The organism is Clostridium sp. UBA2485, from assembly GCF_002341865.1.
Taxonomy (GTDB): Bacteria; Bacillota; Clostridia; order Clostridiales; family Clostridiaceae; genus Clostridium_J.
In genome coordinates, this window is record NZ_DDOV01000035.1 from 1 (window position 1) to 17,816 (window position 17,816).

At 29.2% G+C, this 17,816-nt stretch carries 16 protein-coding genes; 2 read left to right on the forward strand and 14 right to left on the reverse strand.

Annotated features, from left to right (window positions below):
- Positions 1–708: 708 nt before the first annotated feature.
- The 4 genes from B3603_RS05605 to B3603_RS05620 form a co-directional block, all read right to left on the reverse strand.
- Positions 709–2,337: a M4 family metallopeptidase gene (locus B3603_RS05605; protein ID WP_291561766.1), complete on the reverse strand. Its 1,629-nt coding sequence runs from the start codon at positions 2,335–2,337 to the stop codon at positions 709–711.
- Between the two features lie 621 nt (positions 2,338–2,958).
- On the reverse strand, positions 2,959–4,356 hold the full coding sequence (locus tag B3603_RS05610; protein WP_291561767.1) for an aminopeptidase: 1,398 nt from the start codon (positions 4,354–4,356) through the stop codon (positions 2,959–2,961).
- Between the two features lie 221 nt (positions 4,357–4,577).
- Positions 4,578–5,495, reverse strand: coding sequence for an HPr(Ser) kinase/phosphatase (gene hprK, locus B3603_RS05615; RefSeq protein ID WP_291561769.1), 918 nt, complete (start codon positions 5,493–5,495; stop codon positions 4,578–4,580).
- A gap of 28 nt (positions 5,496–5,523) precedes the next feature.
- On the reverse strand, positions 5,524–5,709 hold the full coding sequence (locus B3603_RS05620; RefSeq protein ID WP_039630434.1) for a DUF896 domain-containing protein: 186 nt from the start codon (positions 5,707–5,709) through the stop codon (positions 5,524–5,526).
- A gap of 277 nt (positions 5,710–5,986) precedes the next feature.
- Between B3603_RS05620 and B3603_RS05625 the strand changes: the two genes are divergently transcribed.
- Positions 5,987–6,154, forward strand: coding sequence for an aspartyl-phosphate phosphatase Spo0E family protein (locus B3603_RS05625; protein WP_082024850.1), 168 nt, complete (start codon positions 5,987–5,989; stop codon positions 6,152–6,154).
- Positions 6,155–6,213: 59 nt separating this feature from the next.
- Here B3603_RS05625 and B3603_RS05630 read toward each other — a convergent pair whose 3' ends face one another.
- Positions 6,214–6,612, reverse strand: a complete 399-nt coding sequence (locus B3603_RS05630) for a hypothetical protein (protein WP_291561775.1) — start codon at positions 6,610–6,612, stop codon at positions 6,214–6,216.
- Positions 6,613–6,811: 199 nt separating this feature from the next.
- On the opposite strand from B3603_RS05630, the gene rocF reads away from it, so the two are divergent.
- Complete coding sequence (gene rocF / locus B3603_RS05635; protein WP_291561777.1) at positions 6,812–7,708, forward strand: arginase; 897 nt, start codon at positions 6,812–6,814, stop codon at positions 7,706–7,708.
- A gap of 227 nt (positions 7,709–7,935) precedes the next feature.
- Here rocF and B3603_RS05640 read toward each other — a convergent pair whose 3' ends face one another.
- The 9 genes from B3603_RS05640 to B3603_RS23095 all read right to left on the reverse strand — a co-directional run bounded on the left by B3603_RS05640 (position 7,936) and on the right by B3603_RS23095 (position 17,801).
- Positions 7,936–9,111, reverse strand: coding sequence for an FprA family A-type flavoprotein (locus B3603_RS05640; protein WP_291561779.1), 1,176 nt, complete (start codon positions 9,109–9,111; stop codon positions 7,936–7,938).
- Between the two features lie 104 nt (positions 9,112–9,215).
- Positions 9,216–11,498 (reverse strand): RNA polymerase recycling motor HelD, encoded by a 2,283-nt coding sequence (gene helD / locus B3603_RS05645; RefSeq protein WP_291561782.1) that lies wholly within the window; start codon positions 11,496–11,498, stop codon positions 9,216–9,218.
- A gap of 468 nt (positions 11,499–11,966) precedes the next feature.
- Positions 11,967–12,437, reverse strand: a complete 471-nt coding sequence (gene def / locus B3603_RS05650) for a peptide deformylase (protein WP_291561784.1) — start codon at positions 12,435–12,437, stop codon at positions 11,967–11,969.
- Between the two features lie 230 nt (positions 12,438–12,667).
- Complete coding sequence (locus B3603_RS05655; RefSeq protein WP_291561786.1) at positions 12,668–13,318, reverse strand: V-type ATP synthase subunit D; 651 nt, start codon at positions 13,316–13,318, stop codon at positions 12,668–12,670.
- Positions 13,319–13,320: 2 nt separating this feature from the next.
- Complete coding sequence (locus B3603_RS05660) at positions 13,321–14,703, reverse strand: V-type ATP synthase subunit B (RefSeq protein ID WP_291561788.1); 1,383 nt, start codon at positions 14,701–14,703, stop codon at positions 13,321–13,323.
- Entirely contained in the window at positions 14,696–16,471 is a 1,776-nt protein-coding gene (locus B3603_RS05665; RefSeq protein ID WP_291561790.1) for a V-type ATP synthase subunit A, read from the reverse strand. Before B3603_RS05665 ends, B3603_RS05660 begins: the two co-directional genes overlap by 8 nt.
- Before the next feature lie 17 nt (positions 16,472–16,488).
- Complete coding sequence (locus B3603_RS05670) at positions 16,489–16,797, reverse strand: V-type ATP synthase subunit F (protein ID WP_291561792.1); 309 nt, start codon at positions 16,795–16,797, stop codon at positions 16,489–16,491.
- A complete protein-coding gene (locus B3603_RS05675; RefSeq protein WP_349676788.1) occupies positions 16,790–17,527 on the reverse strand; it encodes a V-type ATPase subunit in 738 nt (245 codons plus the stop codon). The genes B3603_RS05670 and B3603_RS05675 overlap by 8 nt, the downstream gene beginning before the upstream one ends.
- The gene (locus tag B3603_RS23095) at positions 17,499–17,801 is read right to left on the reverse strand and encodes a V-type ATPase subunit (RefSeq protein ID WP_349676789.1); all 303 of its coding nucleotides are present in this window, start codon (positions 17,799–17,801) and stop codon (positions 17,499–17,501) included. The genes B3603_RS05675 and B3603_RS23095 overlap by 29 nt, the downstream gene beginning before the upstream one ends.
- Between the last annotated feature and the right edge of the window lie 15 nt (positions 17,802–17,816).

Sequence of the window (17,816 nt, forward strand, 5' to 3'; positions counted from 1 at the left end):
ATTGATAGTGTTTTCTTTTTTAACATAATATTTCCCCTCTCATTTAATAGATAAAACTTTTCGAAAATTTCATCTAACCCTGTTGTAAAGGGGATACAAAACGAAATAGCTATCCCCATTATTTTCCTCTGCGTTACTTAGATTAAGATTTATTTTTCAATAATAAAAAAAGAAATTTCATTACGAAATGTAAACCTAATTTTAAAAATTATATTTAAATTATGATGAAAAAAGAAAACTTTAAAGAATGTAAGAGAAAGTTTTTTAGAAGTTCAATAAGCATGTTTTAGTAAGTGGAATCCTATGGATAACGTATAAGATATCATTCCTATACTTAAAGGAATTAACAAAATATTTTCAAAAATTAAAAATGTTAATATAATATGTACGTCAAAAATCTGAAAAAGACCTGCAGTATAATTACTGCAGGTCTTTTCTTATAGCTTACTGAGAATATGCAATTTCTAAGAAGTAAGGTGAATTATTATTTACTCAATCCTATCCAAAAATAATATAGAATTTTTTTCATCAGTACATGGTAATCATTAGTTAAATAAATGTGAATTTTTTTCTCTAACGAAGTTGATCTTATCTTCTCCTTTACTTATAGGAGATTAATACGCTTTTATACTTTTAAGTGATACATAAAGTTATAGCAGAGTATTCTTTGATTCATATTTATTCAAGTTATCTTAAGACTTCTACCTGCTATTTTATTCCAACTGCATCAAATGCTTGACCAACTATTTTATACTCACGGCTATCTTTTCCATAAAGGTCTGAAGCTGCTTGAAGAGTAGATATTCTAGCTTGCGCAAAGTTAGTTGTACTTGTAAAATAGTGGTTAGCTCTATAGAAAAGTCTACCCATTTCTCTCATGCCTATTTGAGAGCCTATATTGTAAGCGGCCTTTAGGATTATACCTGAATATTTATGAACTCCACCATAATCATTGTATTGACTTGGATATCTCACATCACCTGGGTATGCACTAAAATGATCAGGTTGTCCACATCTTGTTGGATCCTCCATATCTCTTAAAGCATCTCCAGGAGTATTAGGTGTATACACGTCTTCTCCAATTTGCCAATCACCAGGTTCATTTTCACATGAAACTCCCATTATATCTGCAAGAGCTTCATTTAATGCACCAGATTGATTTTGATACAAAAGCTTTGAACTGGAATCTATTACGCCATGAGTAGTTTCATGAGCTGTAACGTCAAGAGCTTCTGCAAGGGAACTGAAAATTCTGCCATCTCCATCACCAAAAACCATAGCTTTTACGCTTGGATCCCAAAAAGCATTGTTATATTTATTGTCTAGATGAACACCTATCTTTACATCAGAACCACGACCATCAATACCATCACGGTTAAATTCAGTTTTATAGTAATCAACAACCTTCGCAACATTATTATGAGCACTTACTGCAGCTTTCATTCTTTCAGTATTAAATGCATTATTAGCACTTGAAACTACAGTTCCATTAAAATTACCATATCTTGAAGAGTTAAAATAAGAGTTTTCACTTATATTATTTAAGTCAAAGGTTATTATTGAACCATTTGAAAGCCTTGTAGTATCTTTTAGGTAGTATTTTCCATTATCTTCGTAAGTGTTTATTGATACATTTTTACCTTTTAAATCAACACCAGTTCCTTGCGCTGGAGCTGCATTTTGAACAAAGCTTAACTTATTTACAATTTGTCCATTTTCTGCATTAACGAAAACTTGCCAACTGGTTGGTTCATTTTCTAGAGTAAGCAATTGAACAAGATATACAACATGGAATTCTCCTTCATGTTCATAAATATAAAGTTCAGGATTAATATTTGCATCCTTTGGTAGATCTTTAATGTTTAAAAGATCTTTAGCTATTTTAAGAGCATCTTCTTGAGATATTTTTACAAGATCTGACCATTCTATATTCATAACATTTTCATTTATAGTACCATTAACTGCATATACCTTATTATTTTTATCTACGTGAACAACTACGTCAGAACCATATACAGGTATTCCATCTCCAGTCATTACGCTTCTAAAATGTGTATATCCAATTTCATCTTTTTCAGTATCTACAACTTCAAAGGTTCCTGTAGTTTTTCCTAAAAGCTCTTTATTGTTCATAAGAAAAGCTTGAGCTTCTATCTCGTTAGCTACTACTTCTTTAAATTCCTTATTTATAAATGTAAACTTATCTTCAGTAGGATTTTCAATTGTAGTAACCTTGTCATTTGGCCCCTCAACAGGTTTAGCTAGGACTGCTGAAGAAGCAGTATTTAATAACATTGAACTTAATATAATAATTGATAGTGTTTTCTTTTTTAACATAATATTTCCCCTCTCATTTAATAGATAAAATTTTTCGAAAATTTCATCTAACCCTGTTGTAAAGGGGATACAAAGAAAAAATAACTATCCCTATTATTTTCCTCTGCTTTACTTAGGTTAAGATTTAGTTTTCAATAATAAAAAAAGAAATTTCATTGCGAAATGTAAACCTAATTTTAAAAAAATTATGGAGATTTTATATTATATTAATATGTAGATGAATAATCAGATAGCTTTTATATAAAGTCTAAATATTATAATAAAATAAAAAATTTATATTTAAGCTATGATGAAAAGAAAAGAACCTTAAAGAATGTAAATTAAAGTTTTTAAAGGGGCAAAAAGTATTCAAGATTATCCGAATGCTAAAATAGAAATTTCCATCGCTAAAAAGCTTTAATACTTTTAGACAGACCTACATTAGTCTTAGATAACAGAACAGCTTACAGCATAGAAATTTTAAATTTTTTACATTGATGAATTTCACATTATCTAGATAACATATGAGATATCATTGCTATACTTAAAAGAATTAACATAAAAACCCTCTGCTAAAAAACAGAGGGTTTTTATTAAATTGAAGGGTGGACAATTAATTTATACATCCTTCCTTATATAATTTTAAACTTCTAATAAGAATGCTTCATATGCTCTACAAGCTTCATATATATCTGCTTTGCTCGCAATTTCATATGGAGCGTGCATATTGTGCAGAGCAACTCCTGAGTCTATAACTTCCATTCCGTACTCAGCTAAAATATAAGCGATTGTACCACCGCCACCTTGATCTACTTTTCCAAGTTCTGAAGTTTGCCATGAAACGTTATGTTTATCCATTACTTTTCTTAATTCAGCAATAAATTCTGGATTAGCATCATTACATCCACCTTTACCTCTAGCTCCAGTGTATTTGTTAAAAACAACTCCTTTTCCAAAGAATGCATTGTTTTGTTTTTCACTTACAGATGGATAATTTGGATCAAATGCAGCACTTACATCTGAAGATAGCATTTTTGAATTAGCTAACGATCTTCTAACTTTAAGATCACTATAATCCCCCATTAAATTCACTAGTTCTGCAACAGTATTCTCAAAGAATCTTGATTGCATACCTGTAGCACCCATGCTTCCTACTTCTTCTTTATCAACTAAAAGAGTTATACAAGTCTTATCAGTTTCATTTAAATTCATCATAGCTTCAAATGAAGTATAAGCACACACTCTGTCATCATGACCATAAGCCATAACCATTGAGCTATCTAATCCATAACTTCTAGCTCTTCCTGCTGGAACTACTTCAAGTTCAGCTGATACAAAATCTTCTTCTGTAATTCCATACTTATCATTTAATAATCTTAACACATTTAATTTAACTCTATTTTTAGCTTCTTTATCTTCAACTGGTATACTTCCGATAAATACATTTAATTGTTCACCTTCAACAGCTTTAGCTAAAGTTTTTTGCATTTGATCTCCAGCTAAATGAATTAATAAATCAGATATTCCTACTACTGGTTCATTATCATTTTCACCTATTACAACATTAACGGTTGAACCATCTTTTTTGCAAACAACTCCATGAATAGCTAGTGGAATAGTTGTCCATTGATACTTCTTAACTCCACCATAATAATGAGTTTTTAATAATGCTAAATCAGAATCTTCATATAGTGGATTTTGTTTTAAGTCTAATCTTGGTGAATCAACATGTGCTCCTAATATTTTGAAGCCTTTTTCAACTGGTTCTGAACCAATTAAAAACAGTGCTAAAGTTTTTCCCATACAATTTGCATATACTTTATCTCCAGCTTTTAATGTTTTTCCTTCAGCAATGTATGTGTTAATATCTTTATATCCTTTTTTTTCAGCAAGAGCTATAAATTCTGTAACACACTCTCTTTCTGTTTTGCATTTTGACATAAAGTTTATATATCTATCAGATAATGCGAAAACTTTTTCTAAATCTTCTTTAGAATACTTGTCCCAAGCTAGTTCATACTTTTTAACTAAATCTGTCATTGCACGATCCCCTTTCAACACTTTATATACTTATATTCTACATTCTACTAAATAATTCTATAAATTACAAATATATTTTTAGCGGTTTAAAGCAAAATAATCAGCAAATTTTTCTTTGTATATTTTGCTTCAAATAAATAATCGGATTCTAAAGATATTTATGCTATCTTTTAGTTTTTATTATGTATTGTAGTATAAAATATACCCTATATACTTTCATATTAAAAATCCGAATTATTTAATTCATTCATTCTTTTTTCTATAGTATCTACTGCAGTAATATTTGAAGTATAACTATATCTATAGTTGGCAGCTGCGGCTTCAATTATTACTGCTATGTTCCTTCCAGGTCTTACAGGTAAAGTTAATTTTTCTACTTCTGTGTTTAAAATTTCTATATAGTCTTTATCTATCCCTAATCTCTCATAATTTTCATTACTACTCCAATTTTCTATTGAAATTACTAAATTGATTTGTTTCTTAGATTTTACTGAACTCATACCATATATTGCAGGTACATCAATAATTCCCATTCCTCTAACCTCAAGCATACCTTGAGTTATATAAGGACAACTACCATATAAAAATCCATCAATTTCTTTAATATCTACTGCATCATCAGCAATTAACCTATGTCCCCTCTTTATAAGTTCTAATGCTGTTTCACTTTTACCTATACCACTTTCTCCAATAATAAGTATTCCTATACCATATACATCTACTAATACTCCATGAATTCTTGTTTCAGGTGCTAACTCAATATCAAGAAAATTAGTTAACTTACTAACAAATCGCGTAGCCTTCATATCTGTTCTCAATACCCATGAATTATGTTTTTCAGCAGCTTCTAAGACTTCTTTATGAATTTCTAATGAGCGGGTTATAATGGTACAAGGAGCATCATAAGAAAAAAATTTATTCATTCTTTCCTTTCTAATTTCAGGAGATAAAGATTCTAAATAGCTATATTCAGTTTTTCCTATTATCTGAACCCTTTTTTCATCAAAATAATCATAAAAACCAGTTAGTTGAAGTCCCGGTCTATTAATACCTCCTAATATTATATTCTTATTATCCTCCCCCTTTAACATTATCTCTAGATTAAAATTATTTATTAACTTTTCAACGTTTACTATCATAATATTTTACCCTCACTTTATGACAATTTTAATTTGCATTTTTTGGTGGTACTCTCTCTATTCCATCTAATTGGGCTCTAAAATTTCTCTTTACATTATCTATATATCTTTGTCTTAATTCCTGTTGTTCTACTTTTTCTTCATCAGTTAAACCTTCATTTTGACTTTTTTTATATAAAAAATTGATTCTTTCAATGATTTTGTCAATATTCATTTTATTATTCCTTCTTTCTAAATAAATATTTTATAATTTGACATTTTTGTATTTTACATTTTTTTCCACACATCTATAAATCAACATTTTGTTTTCTTTTCCAAAAAATGTATATATCATTTATTGGAAATTATTTATGATTTTATGTATAATTTGTAATAAAATACATAAAAATGGCAAATTAAAATGATTAACATTTCTTGTCTAATTTGTTAAAATTAAAGTATAAATTAAATGATAGTAATTATAGATTATTTAATTATGTGGGAGATAAAGTATGTTTGTTAAAGTAAAAATTTTAAAACAAAAAATTAATTCTTTCAAGACTTTATTACATTTACTTCTTATGTTTAAAAAGCCTACAGATAAAATTGTTGTAAGTTGTTCTCAACATTTAGACGAATATATAGTTGAATATCAAAAACTAAAAAAATTCGGAGCATAACTTCTTATTAAATTGTACAAGCTTCAGAAACTTAATAAGTTCCTGAAGTCTTGTATGTTTTATTTTTCATCTAAATATAAAATTATATCATCAATATTATTTATTTCATCTTTAGAAAAAACAACTACAAAATTATTAGAATTATATTTCTTCTCTGTAAGTTCATAGGCTATGAACTCATAATTCATATCGTATTCTTCAGCACACTCATCTAGTATATCCTCCACATTATCTAATGCAAAATCACTTAAATAAGGTAAAAAATATTCATAGTACCAATTTTCATCCTTTATTTTTCCTTCATATTCTTCATTGGCATATTCATTAGCGGCTTCAATCTCAATATCATCAAAATAATATTTAAAAGCTATAATCAATTCTTTACTTTCATAAGATACTTCATTTACATCCGATAATTCGTTTTCTTCTAAAAAATTAAGTATTTCTTTCTTGTTCAATATATTACCTCCTTAAAGTATTATAACTATTTATTATTCTACATACAAATAATAAATCCTTTAATATAGTATTGACTTAAAATTCTATATTTTATTAATAATTTTAATAATACACTTTTTGAAAAAAGACTTATATTTTGTTGAAATTTGTTATATAATTTAAAATCGCAAAGGATACAATGCAAAGGAGGAATTAATTATGAATATTAACTTAATTGGAGTACCAATATTTTTTGGCTGCGACAAAAAAGGTGTTGATTTAGCACCAAATAAACTAAGAGAGAAAAACATAGCTCAAATTATTAGAAATAATAATCACACTGTATATGATTTGGGAAACTTATATGTTCCAGAAAAAAAAGAGTGTGATAAGTTCTCAGCTCATAAAAACATGAAGTATGTTGACTGTATCATAGATGTAAATACAAATTTAGCTCATACTGTTTACAGTTCATTAAAGTCTGAAAGTTTTCCATTAACTATAGGAGGAGACCACTCCTTAGGATTAGGTAGTATTTCAGGTGCTAGTAAATATTACAATAATCTTGCAGTTATTTGGGTAGATGCTCATGGTGATATTAATACCCATGAAACATCACCGTCTGGCAATGTGCATGGAATGCCTTTAGCCGCTGCCATGGGGATAGGTCACGATACTTTAACAAAGCTTTATTTTGAAGATAGAAAAGTAAATCCTAAGAATGTATTTATAATAGGTGCTAGAGATTTAGATACTGGAGAACTTCAATTAATAGAAAATCATAAATTAAATGTTTATACTACTGAAGAAGTTCAAAAAAGAGGGGTAGAGGATATTTTAAATGATATTAAAGAGATTTTAATTCAAAATAACGTTGATGCAGTGCATTTAAGCTTTGATATTGACTCTATAGACCCTAAGTTTCTTCCTGGAACTGGAACTCCAGTTGAGAATGGATTAACTGTTAACGAGGCTAAATTTATATTAAAATATCTACTAGAAACTAGATTAATAAAATCTATGGATTTTGTAGAGCTGAATACAGAACTTGATAAAGGCAATGATACCATTGAATTTTGTGTTGAAATCATTGATTATATATCTAAATATTTGTAAAAGTAAAACCGTGATTAAATCACGGTTTTTTAATACGCTTTTCATACTTTAGTTTTTCATCCTAATTGTAAATAAAACAATTATATATATTTTTTTACTAAATATAAAGGAATTAAAACTAATTTTCCAAATTAGAATAGTAATCTCTAATACTATGATAAAAAATATTAAAATAATTTAATTGTGATAAATCTAAATTTCTTTTTAATTCATTGTGTTTTATCTTATTATTTAACTAATTGTAAGAAATTCTCCACGAAAGATTCTGCTGCTGTGAAATCTTCTTTACTTGGAACAAAATTAAACTTTAATCCTTCTGGTAACGTTTTAAATTTAAGTTCCTTTAATCTACTATTTAGCATTGGAACTGCTTCTCCACTCCATCCATAGGATCCAAATGCTGAAGCAACTTTTCCCCTATTTACTATAGCACTTACATGAGCTAATAAGTTCCATGTTGGTTCTACCGCATCTTGATTAATGGTTGGAGAACCTATAATAATGCCACTTGACTTATCTACAAGTTCAATCATTTTATTAAAATCAGTAGTAGTTATTTCATGAGCTTCTGCTTTAATTTGCTTATCTTCAATAGTCTTAGCTAAAAATTTCGCCATTGACTCAGTATTTCCATAAGCTGAAACATAAAATATTTGAATATTCTTTTCATCTACAGTAGTTTCTTTAGCCCATTCTCTATATAATTTTGTAAATTTCTCTATGTCATCAATGTGAACTGGACCATGACTTGGTGCAATCATATTTTTTTCAAGATTTTCTATTTTATCTAACCCTGCATTAACAAATTTTTTAAATGGGCCCATTATCACATCAAAATAATATTTCATTTCTTCAGTATAATCTCCACTACAACTATCTGTTATACAATTCGCAGGACAATAATGGCATCCCATAACGTCACAAGTAAATAGAACTTTATTAATTTTATCATATGTGAATATTGTATCTGGCCAATGTAAGTTTGGTGCAGAAATAAATTCTAAAACTCTACTACCTATATTTAACTCGCCTTCAGCAACTTGATTATAGAAATTTGAATTCAATATTCCACCTAAATATTTTATAGCAGCTCTAGATCCAACTATTTTAGCATTAGGATAATATTCTAACAACTTTATTAAGGAACCACTATGATCGAGTTCAGTATGTTGTACAATTATGTAATCGATATCTCTATTTCCTATAACACTTCTTATATTCTTTAAATATTGATCGAAAAACTTATCTTTAACAGTATCTACAATCACAACCTTTTCATCATCAATTAAATAAGAATTATAGGTTGTCCCTTTTTTGGTTTCCATTATAATATCAAATACTCTTAATTCTGGGTCATTAACACCTATCCAATATAATTTATCTTTTAATTCAACTGGTTTCATATACAAGACCTCCACTATAAGATATTTTCCCTTAAATAATACCCTTTATATGGTAACATATAAAATGGCCATTTTCAAGTAATAACAGTTATCAATATATAAAATTATAACAATTTTGATAGACTTTTTTTATACATTATATACTCTCTATGCAATGCCCTTGTTAAATTGACATAGAGTAATTTTTTATCAAGATTATTCTCACCATAATTCTCTTTATCACAATTATAAACTATCGTAGCGTCAAACTCTAACCCCTTTGTCATATAACTAGGAATTATTATTCTATTCCCTTTAATGCCACTATCATTTTCATCAACCATACTCCACTGATAGTTACTTTGCTTTTTTAACTCCTTTAAAACATCTGTACATTGTTTATAAGTCTTACATATAATTGCAACAGTTTTTTTATTTATATCTTCAACTTCTTCAACAATTTTATCTATTTTATTTATTCCATCTAAAGTATTTTCAATTTTTATAATCTTAGGCTTATGCCCATGTCTTAAAACTGGTTTTGCAGGAATTAAATTTAATTCTTGTTTATCTAGTACTATATTAGCAAAATCTATAATTTCCACCGTGGATCTATAACTTTGTGTTAGAGAAACATAAGTTGCATCATTTTCAAATACAGTTGCTATAAGCTTTTCCCATGAATCGATACCTTTATGACTATAAATTCCTTGCCCTAAGTCTCCTACTATGGTCAAAGAGTTTTGTTTTGATAATAGCTTCAATATAAGCATTTCAAAGTAACTATAGTCTTGAGCTTCATCTACAATTACATGTATATATTTACTATGTATGCCCTCTAAGGCCATTTTCAAATAAACTATATGTGGTAAATCTTCACTATCGATAATTTTGTCTCTAATATTTTTTTCAGCACTATTAACTATGTATTTTACAAGCTTTAAAGGAATTTTATTATCAGTAATCTCATTAAAAATCTCTTCATTTGAATATAAATTATAATAAGTAGATATCAATTTTTCATTCTGCCAACTATTAAAAAAGTCTTTTAAAGCTTTATTTCCCTTTTGCTTTAATTCTTTAATAAACTTATCTCGTTCATCATAAAGTTCTATAATGATTTTTCTTTTCTCTTCATCGTTTAAATTTTCTTTAGATTTAATGTCTTTTATCTTAAAACTATAGTTATCTTCAATCTGATTTTGCACATTTTCAAGTTTATCTTTTAATTTTTGTTTAAAATATCGGTTAATTTCATCTTTACGTTTTACAATTGGTAGATGCTTTAAATCTCTTATATATAGTTTTTTAATTTCCTTTGCACTATATAAAACATACCCATCTATCTTTATATCATCAACTTCAACATCTTTTCTTTCTAGATATTTTATATATCTATCTAATATAACTTTAAAACTTAAAGAACCTTTTATTTTACTTACAGCGGTTAAATATTTTTTATCTTCCTCATCACTATCTTCCATTAAATAAGATAATTTTTTATCTTTAGTATAAATTCTACCTTTGTAATTTATTAGTGATGCACATAAACTTTCAAAAGTACTTTGAGTAACTGTATACACACCTAAATTAGGTAATACTTCAGAAATATAATCTAAAAATATTTCATTAGGCGCTACCACAAGTATTTCTTCATGTTCTAAAACTTCATTGTATGTATACACTAAATAAGCTAATCTATGTAGTGCAACAGTAGTTTTTCCAGAACCAGCAGATCCTTGTATTATCATAGCTTTATTTTTATATGCTCTTATTATCTCATTTTGTTCCTTTTGTATAGTGGCAACTACATCTTTAAGCTTGCTACTTATACTTTGTTCAAGATTTATCTTTAAAAATTCATCTATTAATTCATTACCTTCTACACTACTCTTTAATATGATTTCATTTATTCCTTCATCAAAAGCATCTATAAGCTTCTCATCTCTAACTAAAAATTTTCTTTTAAGCTTTAATTCTCCTTCGATTATCCCCTCTGGAGATATATAATGTGATTCGCCGTAGGTTCCACTATAATATAAGTTAGCAATAGGTGCTCTCCAATCGATTACAATTTCTTCATTTTTTAATTCGTCATTTAATCCGAATTTTCCAATATAAAAAGTTTCTGTATCATATCGTTTTTCTCTAAAATCGATTCTCGCAAAATAAGGTTGCTTACTTGCTTCCTTATATTTATTTAAATTCTTTTCTGTAAATTGAAAAATTCTCTCTGCTAATATTAAATCATTACTAAAACTTCCACCACTAGACTTTTTCAAAGCAGAAATCTTTTCTTCATACTCTTTATATTTCTTTGAGGTCTTATTTTCTTCTATAATAACCCAATCTCTAACTTCTTCAAATTTTTTAAGTTCTAAGTTCAGTTCACTTTTTTCTATGGCCATATTAACACCTCAATTTCTTATAAACCTTATAATAGTAAAAATATTATAAATTTTTTCTGCATCTTATATGGTATAATGTTATCATTAATTATTGGAGTTGATAATATGATTTATATTGAAGATAATGCATACAATTACGCATTAAAAAATAATTATTCTTTTGTTATTAAAATCATCAATGTAAATTTATGTTGAGGAAATACCCCCTCTAAAGCACTTTGGGTAGAGTGTAAAAATTTTTATGATGATATTACTAATTATACATCATTTGAATATAAAAATGTTAAAATCTATGTAGAAAAATCACTAAAACTTTCCTCTAATATAAAAATATACAAAAATAAAAAAAGCTATTTTAGAAATAATAGTTTTGGAGTATATGGGGTTGGGATTTCTAAAAATAAAAGTTAATTATTTTAGCTTTAAAATATTTCGTATGCATTAAAAAGACGTGAAATAATCACGTCTTTACTCTTCGTCAACAAGTTCATACATCTCAGTAGCCTTTGACATATATAATATTCCATCTAAATGATCGATTTCATGACAAAATGCTCTAGCTAAAAAATCTACTGCTTCATATTGAACTTTCTGTCCATCTACATTCATACCTTCTACAATTACTCTAGTAGGTCTTACTACTAAGCCTTCATGCTCTTCGTAGCTTAAGCATCCTTCATAATCTTCTTCGCTTCCTGAGCTTTCAATTATTTTAGGATTCAATAGCACTATTGAATCAGATCCATCTCTCAGATCTATTAATATAGCTCTTTTTAATATACCTATTTGTGGTGCTGCTAAACCAACTCCACTACAATTGTACAAAGTATCCTTTAAATCCTGTACTAACGCTAGTACTTCTTCATCAATTTTAGTAATAGGTTCACATACTTTATTCAGTTTTTTATCACCATACTGAAGTATCTTTCTTATCGTCATAAATATATATTAAGACATATCTTTGCCTTAAATCCTCCTTTCACAAGGTATTATTCCTTTTAAATTATATAATAGTTAACTATATTACTCAAATATTTTTTAATAAAAATCATTTATTAATTTCTTTCTAACAGAATCTCATCTTTTTAACTAAATCAGCTAAATTTTATAAAGATAAATGTTGTATTCTTTAAACATTAAAAAACTGAGACAAATAAGTCTCAGTTTTGTTATTGTGCTCTTTGTGCTTCTTCCATCATACTTTTAACTTTCATTAATCTAGTTAAAGCGCCTCTTTCATTCTCATCAAGCTTCATCTTTATATATTTTATAGTTTCTTGAAGCTGAGGTATTGTCATATATTCAAGGGCATTAACTCTTCTTCTAGTCTTTTCAATCTCATCAGCCATCAATTGACAAGCTTTTTCTACTTCTGCTAATTCTAAAAGCTTAGGTAATATTAAATATAACTTTTCAATTGCTTCATCTAATTCTATAGTAGTAGATGCAAATCCATAAGGATAGATACTTCCCGGATCACTTTCAAGCTTCCTAATGAAATTCATTACTGGAACATTAACACTCATCACATTTTTAGTTTCAACTTCTACAGATATACTTTCTTTAGGACAGGATAATGCAGCCTCTAAGAATTGAGGCGGCATAGCAGCACTGGCCATAAAGAAATTTTTAAAAACTTCTTGGAGCTTTTCTTCAACTTCACTTCTTAATTTATTATTATATTTAATTAAATCAATGAATCTCCTCATAAGCTCATCTTGCTTATCTTTTAATAATTTATGCCCTCTAGTAGCAGTGGCTAATCTTTTTTTAAGCTTGGTGAGCTCCATTCTGGTAGGATTAACATTTAGTTTTGCCATAGTTAATCATCCTCTCTTAGAGGTAGATACTTCTCTAAATATTCGTCTCTAATTCTTTTAAGCTCCGTTCTAGGTAATATAGTTAGTAAATCCCAGCCTAATTTTAATGTTTCTTCTACAGTTCTATTTGCTTCAAAACCTTGAGAAACATATTTTTTTTCAAAAGCCTCTGCAAATTTAGCATACTTTTTATCTGCTTCAGAAAGAGCAGATTCTCCTAATATTGCTGCAAGTTCTTTTGCTTGTTTACCTTGTGCATAAGCTGAGAATAATTGGTTCATAGTATCTGCATGGTCTTCTCTTGTTTTACCCTTTCCTATACCTTTATCTTTAAGTCTTGATAATGATGGTAAAACATCTATTGGAGGCATTATTCCTTTCTTATATAGCTCTCTTGAAAGGATTATTTGTCCCTCTGTTATATACCCAGTAAGGTCTGGAATTGGATGCGTTTTATCATCTTCTGGCATTGTTAAAATAGGAATTTGAGTAATAGAGCCCTCTTTTCCTCTTAATCTTCCAGCTCTTTCATATAGTGTTGAAAGGTCAGTATATAAATAACCTGGATATCCTCTTCTACCTGGAACTTCTTTTCTAGCTGCAGAAACTTCACGTAATGCTTCAGCATAGTTAGTTATATCTGTCATTATAACTAACACGTGCATTCCTTTTTCATAGGCAAGAAATTCAGCTGTTGTTAATGCCATTCTTGGAGTAGCTATTCTCTCTATAGCGGGATCATTAGCTAGGTTCATAAATAGAACTGATCTATCTATAGCTCCTGTTTTTGTAAATTCATCAACAAAGAATTCTGCTTCTTCAAATGTAATACCTATAGCTGCAAAAACAACAGCAAATTTTGAATCAGAATTTAAAACTTTTGCCTGCCTTGCTATCTGTGCAGCAAGTTGAGCATGTGGAAGACCTGATCCTGAAAACACGGGAAGTTTTTGTCCTCTAACTAAAGTATTAAGTCCATCTATAGCAGAAATACCTGTCTGAATAAATTCTGATGGATAATTTCTTGCTACAGGATTTATAGCTTCTCCATTTATATCTAGTCTCTTCTCTGGTATAATTTTAGGACCATTATCTTTTGGTCTACCCATACCATCAAAGACTCTTCCTAGCATATCTTCTGATACTCCAAGTTCTAGAGGTCTTCCTAGGAACTTAACTTTAGTTCCTTTTAGATTTATTCCAGTTGAACCTTCGAAAAGCTGAACCATGGCATTGCTTCCATTAATCTCAAGAACCTTACCTCTTCTCTTTTCTCCAGTCTGTAATTCTATATCAACTAACTCGTCGAATTTTACACCTTCAACACCTTCAACAACCATCAAAGGCCCAACTACTTCTGCAACTGTTCTATATTCTTTAAGCATCTAGAACACCTCCTTCGATGATTAGTTTTTGAATTTCACTCTCTAATTCTTCTTCAATTTCTTTCATTTTATCTATTTCAGTTTCTGGTATATACTTACTTCTTGCAATCTTATCTCTTACTGATACGTTAAGTATTTTTTCTAAATAAACTCCAGCATCAAGAGCTTTATTGGCTTCTTTCATAAATTTTAAAACAAGCTTTAACATCTTGTATTGTTTATCTAATGAAGCATAAGTATCAACTTCATGGAAAGCATTTTGTTGTAAATAGTCTTCTCTTATAGATTTAGAAACTTCTAGTTTTAACCTGTCTCTTTCAGATAGTGCGTCTATACCAACAAGTCTCACTATTTCTTCTAAGTTTGCTTCCTCTTGAAGAAGTGCCATTGCTTCTATTCTTAAATCAGACCAGTCTGAAGATATATTTTCATTCATCCAACTTCCCATCTTATCTAGATATAAGGAATATGAATCCAGCCAATTAATTGATGGGAAATGTCTTCTATAAGCAAGATTTGCATCTAATCCCCAGAATACCTTAACTATTCTTAAGGTAGCCTGTGTAACTGGTTCTGATAAGTCTCCTCCTGGTGGTGAAACAGCTCCTATTGCAGTTACTGCACCTTCCCTACCATCTGAACCTAATGCTATAACTTTACCAGCTCTTTCATAATAATCAGCAAGTCTTGAACCTAAGTATGCTGGATATCCTTCATCCCCTGGCATCTCTTCAAGTCTTCCTGACATTTCTCTTAGAGCTTCAGCCCAACGTGAAGTAGAGTCTGCCATTATTGAAACAGAATATCCCATATCTCTAAAATACTCTGCAATTGTTATACCAGTATAAATTGAAGCTTCTCTCGCTGCAACTGGCATATTGGAAGTATTAGCTATAAGTACTGTTCTTTTCATTAGACTTTCCCCTGTTTTTGGATCTTTAAGTTCAGGGAATTCGTTTAGAACGTCAGTCATTTCATTTCCACGCTCTCCACATCCAACATAAACAACTATTTCTGCATCTCCCCATTTTGCTATTTGATGTTGAACAACAGTTTTACCGGCTCCGAATGGTCCTGGAACTGCTGCTGCTCCACCTTTTGCTACTGGGAAGAAAGTATCAATAACTCTTTGTCCTGTTATCATTGGCTCTACAGGATTCAATTTTCTAGAGTATGGTCTACCACGTCTTACAGGCCATTTTTGAATTAAATTTAATTCTTTATCACCTTTTTCTGAAGAAACTATACAAACAGTTTCTTCAATAGTAAATTCTCCTGATTTTATATCCTTAACTGTCCCTTCTACTCCATACGGTACCATTATTTTATGAAGTACCACTGGTGTTTCTTGAACAGTTCCTATTATATCTCCTGCTACAATTGCATCTCCAACTTTAACAGTAGGTTTAAATTCCCATTTTCTATCTCTGTTTAGAGATTTTACAGATACACCCTTTGATAAAAAGGATGATTTTGCAGCCTCCATGAATGCATCTAAAGGTCTTTGTATTCCGTCAAACATTGACTCTATAAGTCCAGGTCCAAGCTCAACACTTAAAGGTTCTCCTGTAGTTGTAACAGGATCTCCTGGTCCTAAACCTGAAGTTTCTTCATAAACTTGTATAGAAGCTTTATCGCCTCTCATCTCAATTATTTCACCGATAAGACCTTTTTCCCCAACTTTTACAACGTCATATATATTGGCTTCATCCATGTCCTTAGCAACAACTAGCGGACCTGAAACCTTAACAATTTTACCGTTCTTCAAGTTACATACCTACCTTTCTATAAGATATTCACACCTACAGCCTTCTCAACATTATCACTAATTCTTTTCTTACCAATGTTTAGAGTTCCTTGATTACTTGGAATTAATATAATGGAAGGAAGCAACTTTTTATTATATCTTTCTATAGTTTCATCTAAGTGCTGTGCTAATTGCTCAGTTACAAATATTACCGCATAATCGTTATAGGCCATTTTATCTATTGCTCTTCTAGCTTCTTCTGCTTCTACCACTGGAAAAACATCTATTCCTATAGCTTTAAATGCCAATACAGAATCCTTATCCCCTACAACTCCAATTTTATGCATATATATCACGCAACCTTTCTCTAATAATATTACTGTCAACTTTATTAAGCTTACCAGCTAATATTATTCTGATTATTTTTATTTCAGTTTCTTTAGCCATTATATATGCAATTATAGGTTCTGGACCAAAATTAATTCTCTTAGCATTTTTTATAAAACTCATTAAATAATTATCTGAATAAACTTCAAGAGAATTATATTTGCCACTGCTTAAATATTCTTCCATCAGAGCTTTTAAAACAGTCTCATATCCATATTTAGATATCCTATTGCTAAAACTTTCTAAACTATCATTTAGTCCTTGTATAAAAAACTCTTTAGGTATATTGCCATTATCTAACAATACACTTTCTAAAAATCTAATATCTTTGTTTTGCATTTTAACTCTTATCATTGTTTTTATATTAGTCAAATCTATTGATTTTCTTATAAAATCTACAATGAAATCAAAGTTGGATTCCTTAGCTTTTTCAATTGTAGCTTTATACATATAATTATCTAAAATTATATCTACACTTTGAGAATCCTTATTTTCTTCGTAGTTCTTTTGAACTTCTACAATAGCTTCTCTCATTATAGGTTCCAACTCTTTTAACTCATTAGTAACCATAGAATTTTTTAACTTATCAATTTCCACAGTACCAATAGGAATTAATAAAGAAGATAAATCTCCTCCTAAAATTTCAGACTTCTTTAAAACTTTANNAAACTTTAATATTATGATAATCATATTTAATACTCATAATATCAACAATTAATTTTTCAGGAGAAATTTCATACATAAGAGAGTAAAGCCTTTTTAACTCCTCATTTAACAATAGCTCATAGTCCTCATTTCTTTTCAATATGGATATATTATCTCCATATTGAGTTTCTTGAAGAATTTTAATAGCTTCTTCCAAAGAACTACTTTCTATCATTCTTTCTATTTTCATTTTATCAAGGAGCCTTTTTTCTATAACTCTTAGCCTAGCCACAGCATGAGTAAAGTTCATTCTATCCATATGGCTATCCTCCTT

What these genes read in the sequence shown, in the direction of transcription:
- B3603_RS05605 (WP_291561766.1), bottom strand. Translation starts at nt 2,337, where the DNA reads ATGTTAAAAAAGAAAACACTATCAATTATTATATTAAGTTCAATGTTA.
- B3603_RS05610 (WP_291561767.1), bottom strand. Translation starts at nt 4,356, where the DNA reads ATGACAGATTTAGTTAAAAAGTATGAACTAGCTTGGGACAAGTATTCT.
- hprK (WP_291561769.1), bottom strand. Translation starts at nt 5,495, where the DNA reads ATGATAGTAAACGTTGAAAAGTTAATAAATAATTTTAATCTAGAGATA.
- B3603_RS05620 (WP_039630434.1), bottom strand. Translation starts at nt 5,709, where the DNA reads ATGAATATTGACAAAATCATTGAAAGAATCAATTTTTTATATAAAAAA.
- B3603_RS05625 (WP_082024850.1), top strand. Translation starts at nt 5,987, where the DNA reads ATGTTTGTTAAAGTAAAAATTTTAAAACAAAAAATTAATTCTTTCAAG.
- rocF (WP_291561777.1), top strand. Translation starts at nt 6,812, where the DNA reads ATGAATATTAACTTAATTGGAGTACCAATATTTTTTGGCTGCGACAAA.
- B3603_RS05640 (WP_291561779.1), bottom strand. Translation starts at nt 9,111, where the DNA reads ATGAAACCAGTTGAATTAAAAGATAAATTATATTGGATAGGTGTTAAT.
- helD (WP_291561782.1), bottom strand. Translation starts at nt 11,498, where the DNA reads ATGGCCATAGAAAAAAGTGAACTGAACTTAGAACTTAAAAAATTTGAA.
- def (WP_291561784.1), bottom strand. Translation starts at nt 12,437, where the DNA reads ATGACGATAAGAAAGATACTTCAGTATGGTGATAAAAAACTGAATAAA.
- B3603_RS05655 (WP_291561786.1), bottom strand. Translation starts at nt 13,318, where the DNA reads ATGGCAAAACTAAATGTTAATCCTACCAGAATGGAGCTCACCAAGCTT.
- B3603_RS05660 (WP_291561788.1), bottom strand. Translation starts at nt 14,703, where the DNA reads ATGCTTAAAGAATATAGAACAGTTGCAGAAGTAGTTGGGCCTTTGATG.
- B3603_RS05670 (WP_291561792.1), bottom strand. Translation starts at nt 16,797, where the DNA reads ATGCATAAAATTGGAGTTGTAGGGGATAAGGATTCTGTATTGGCATTT.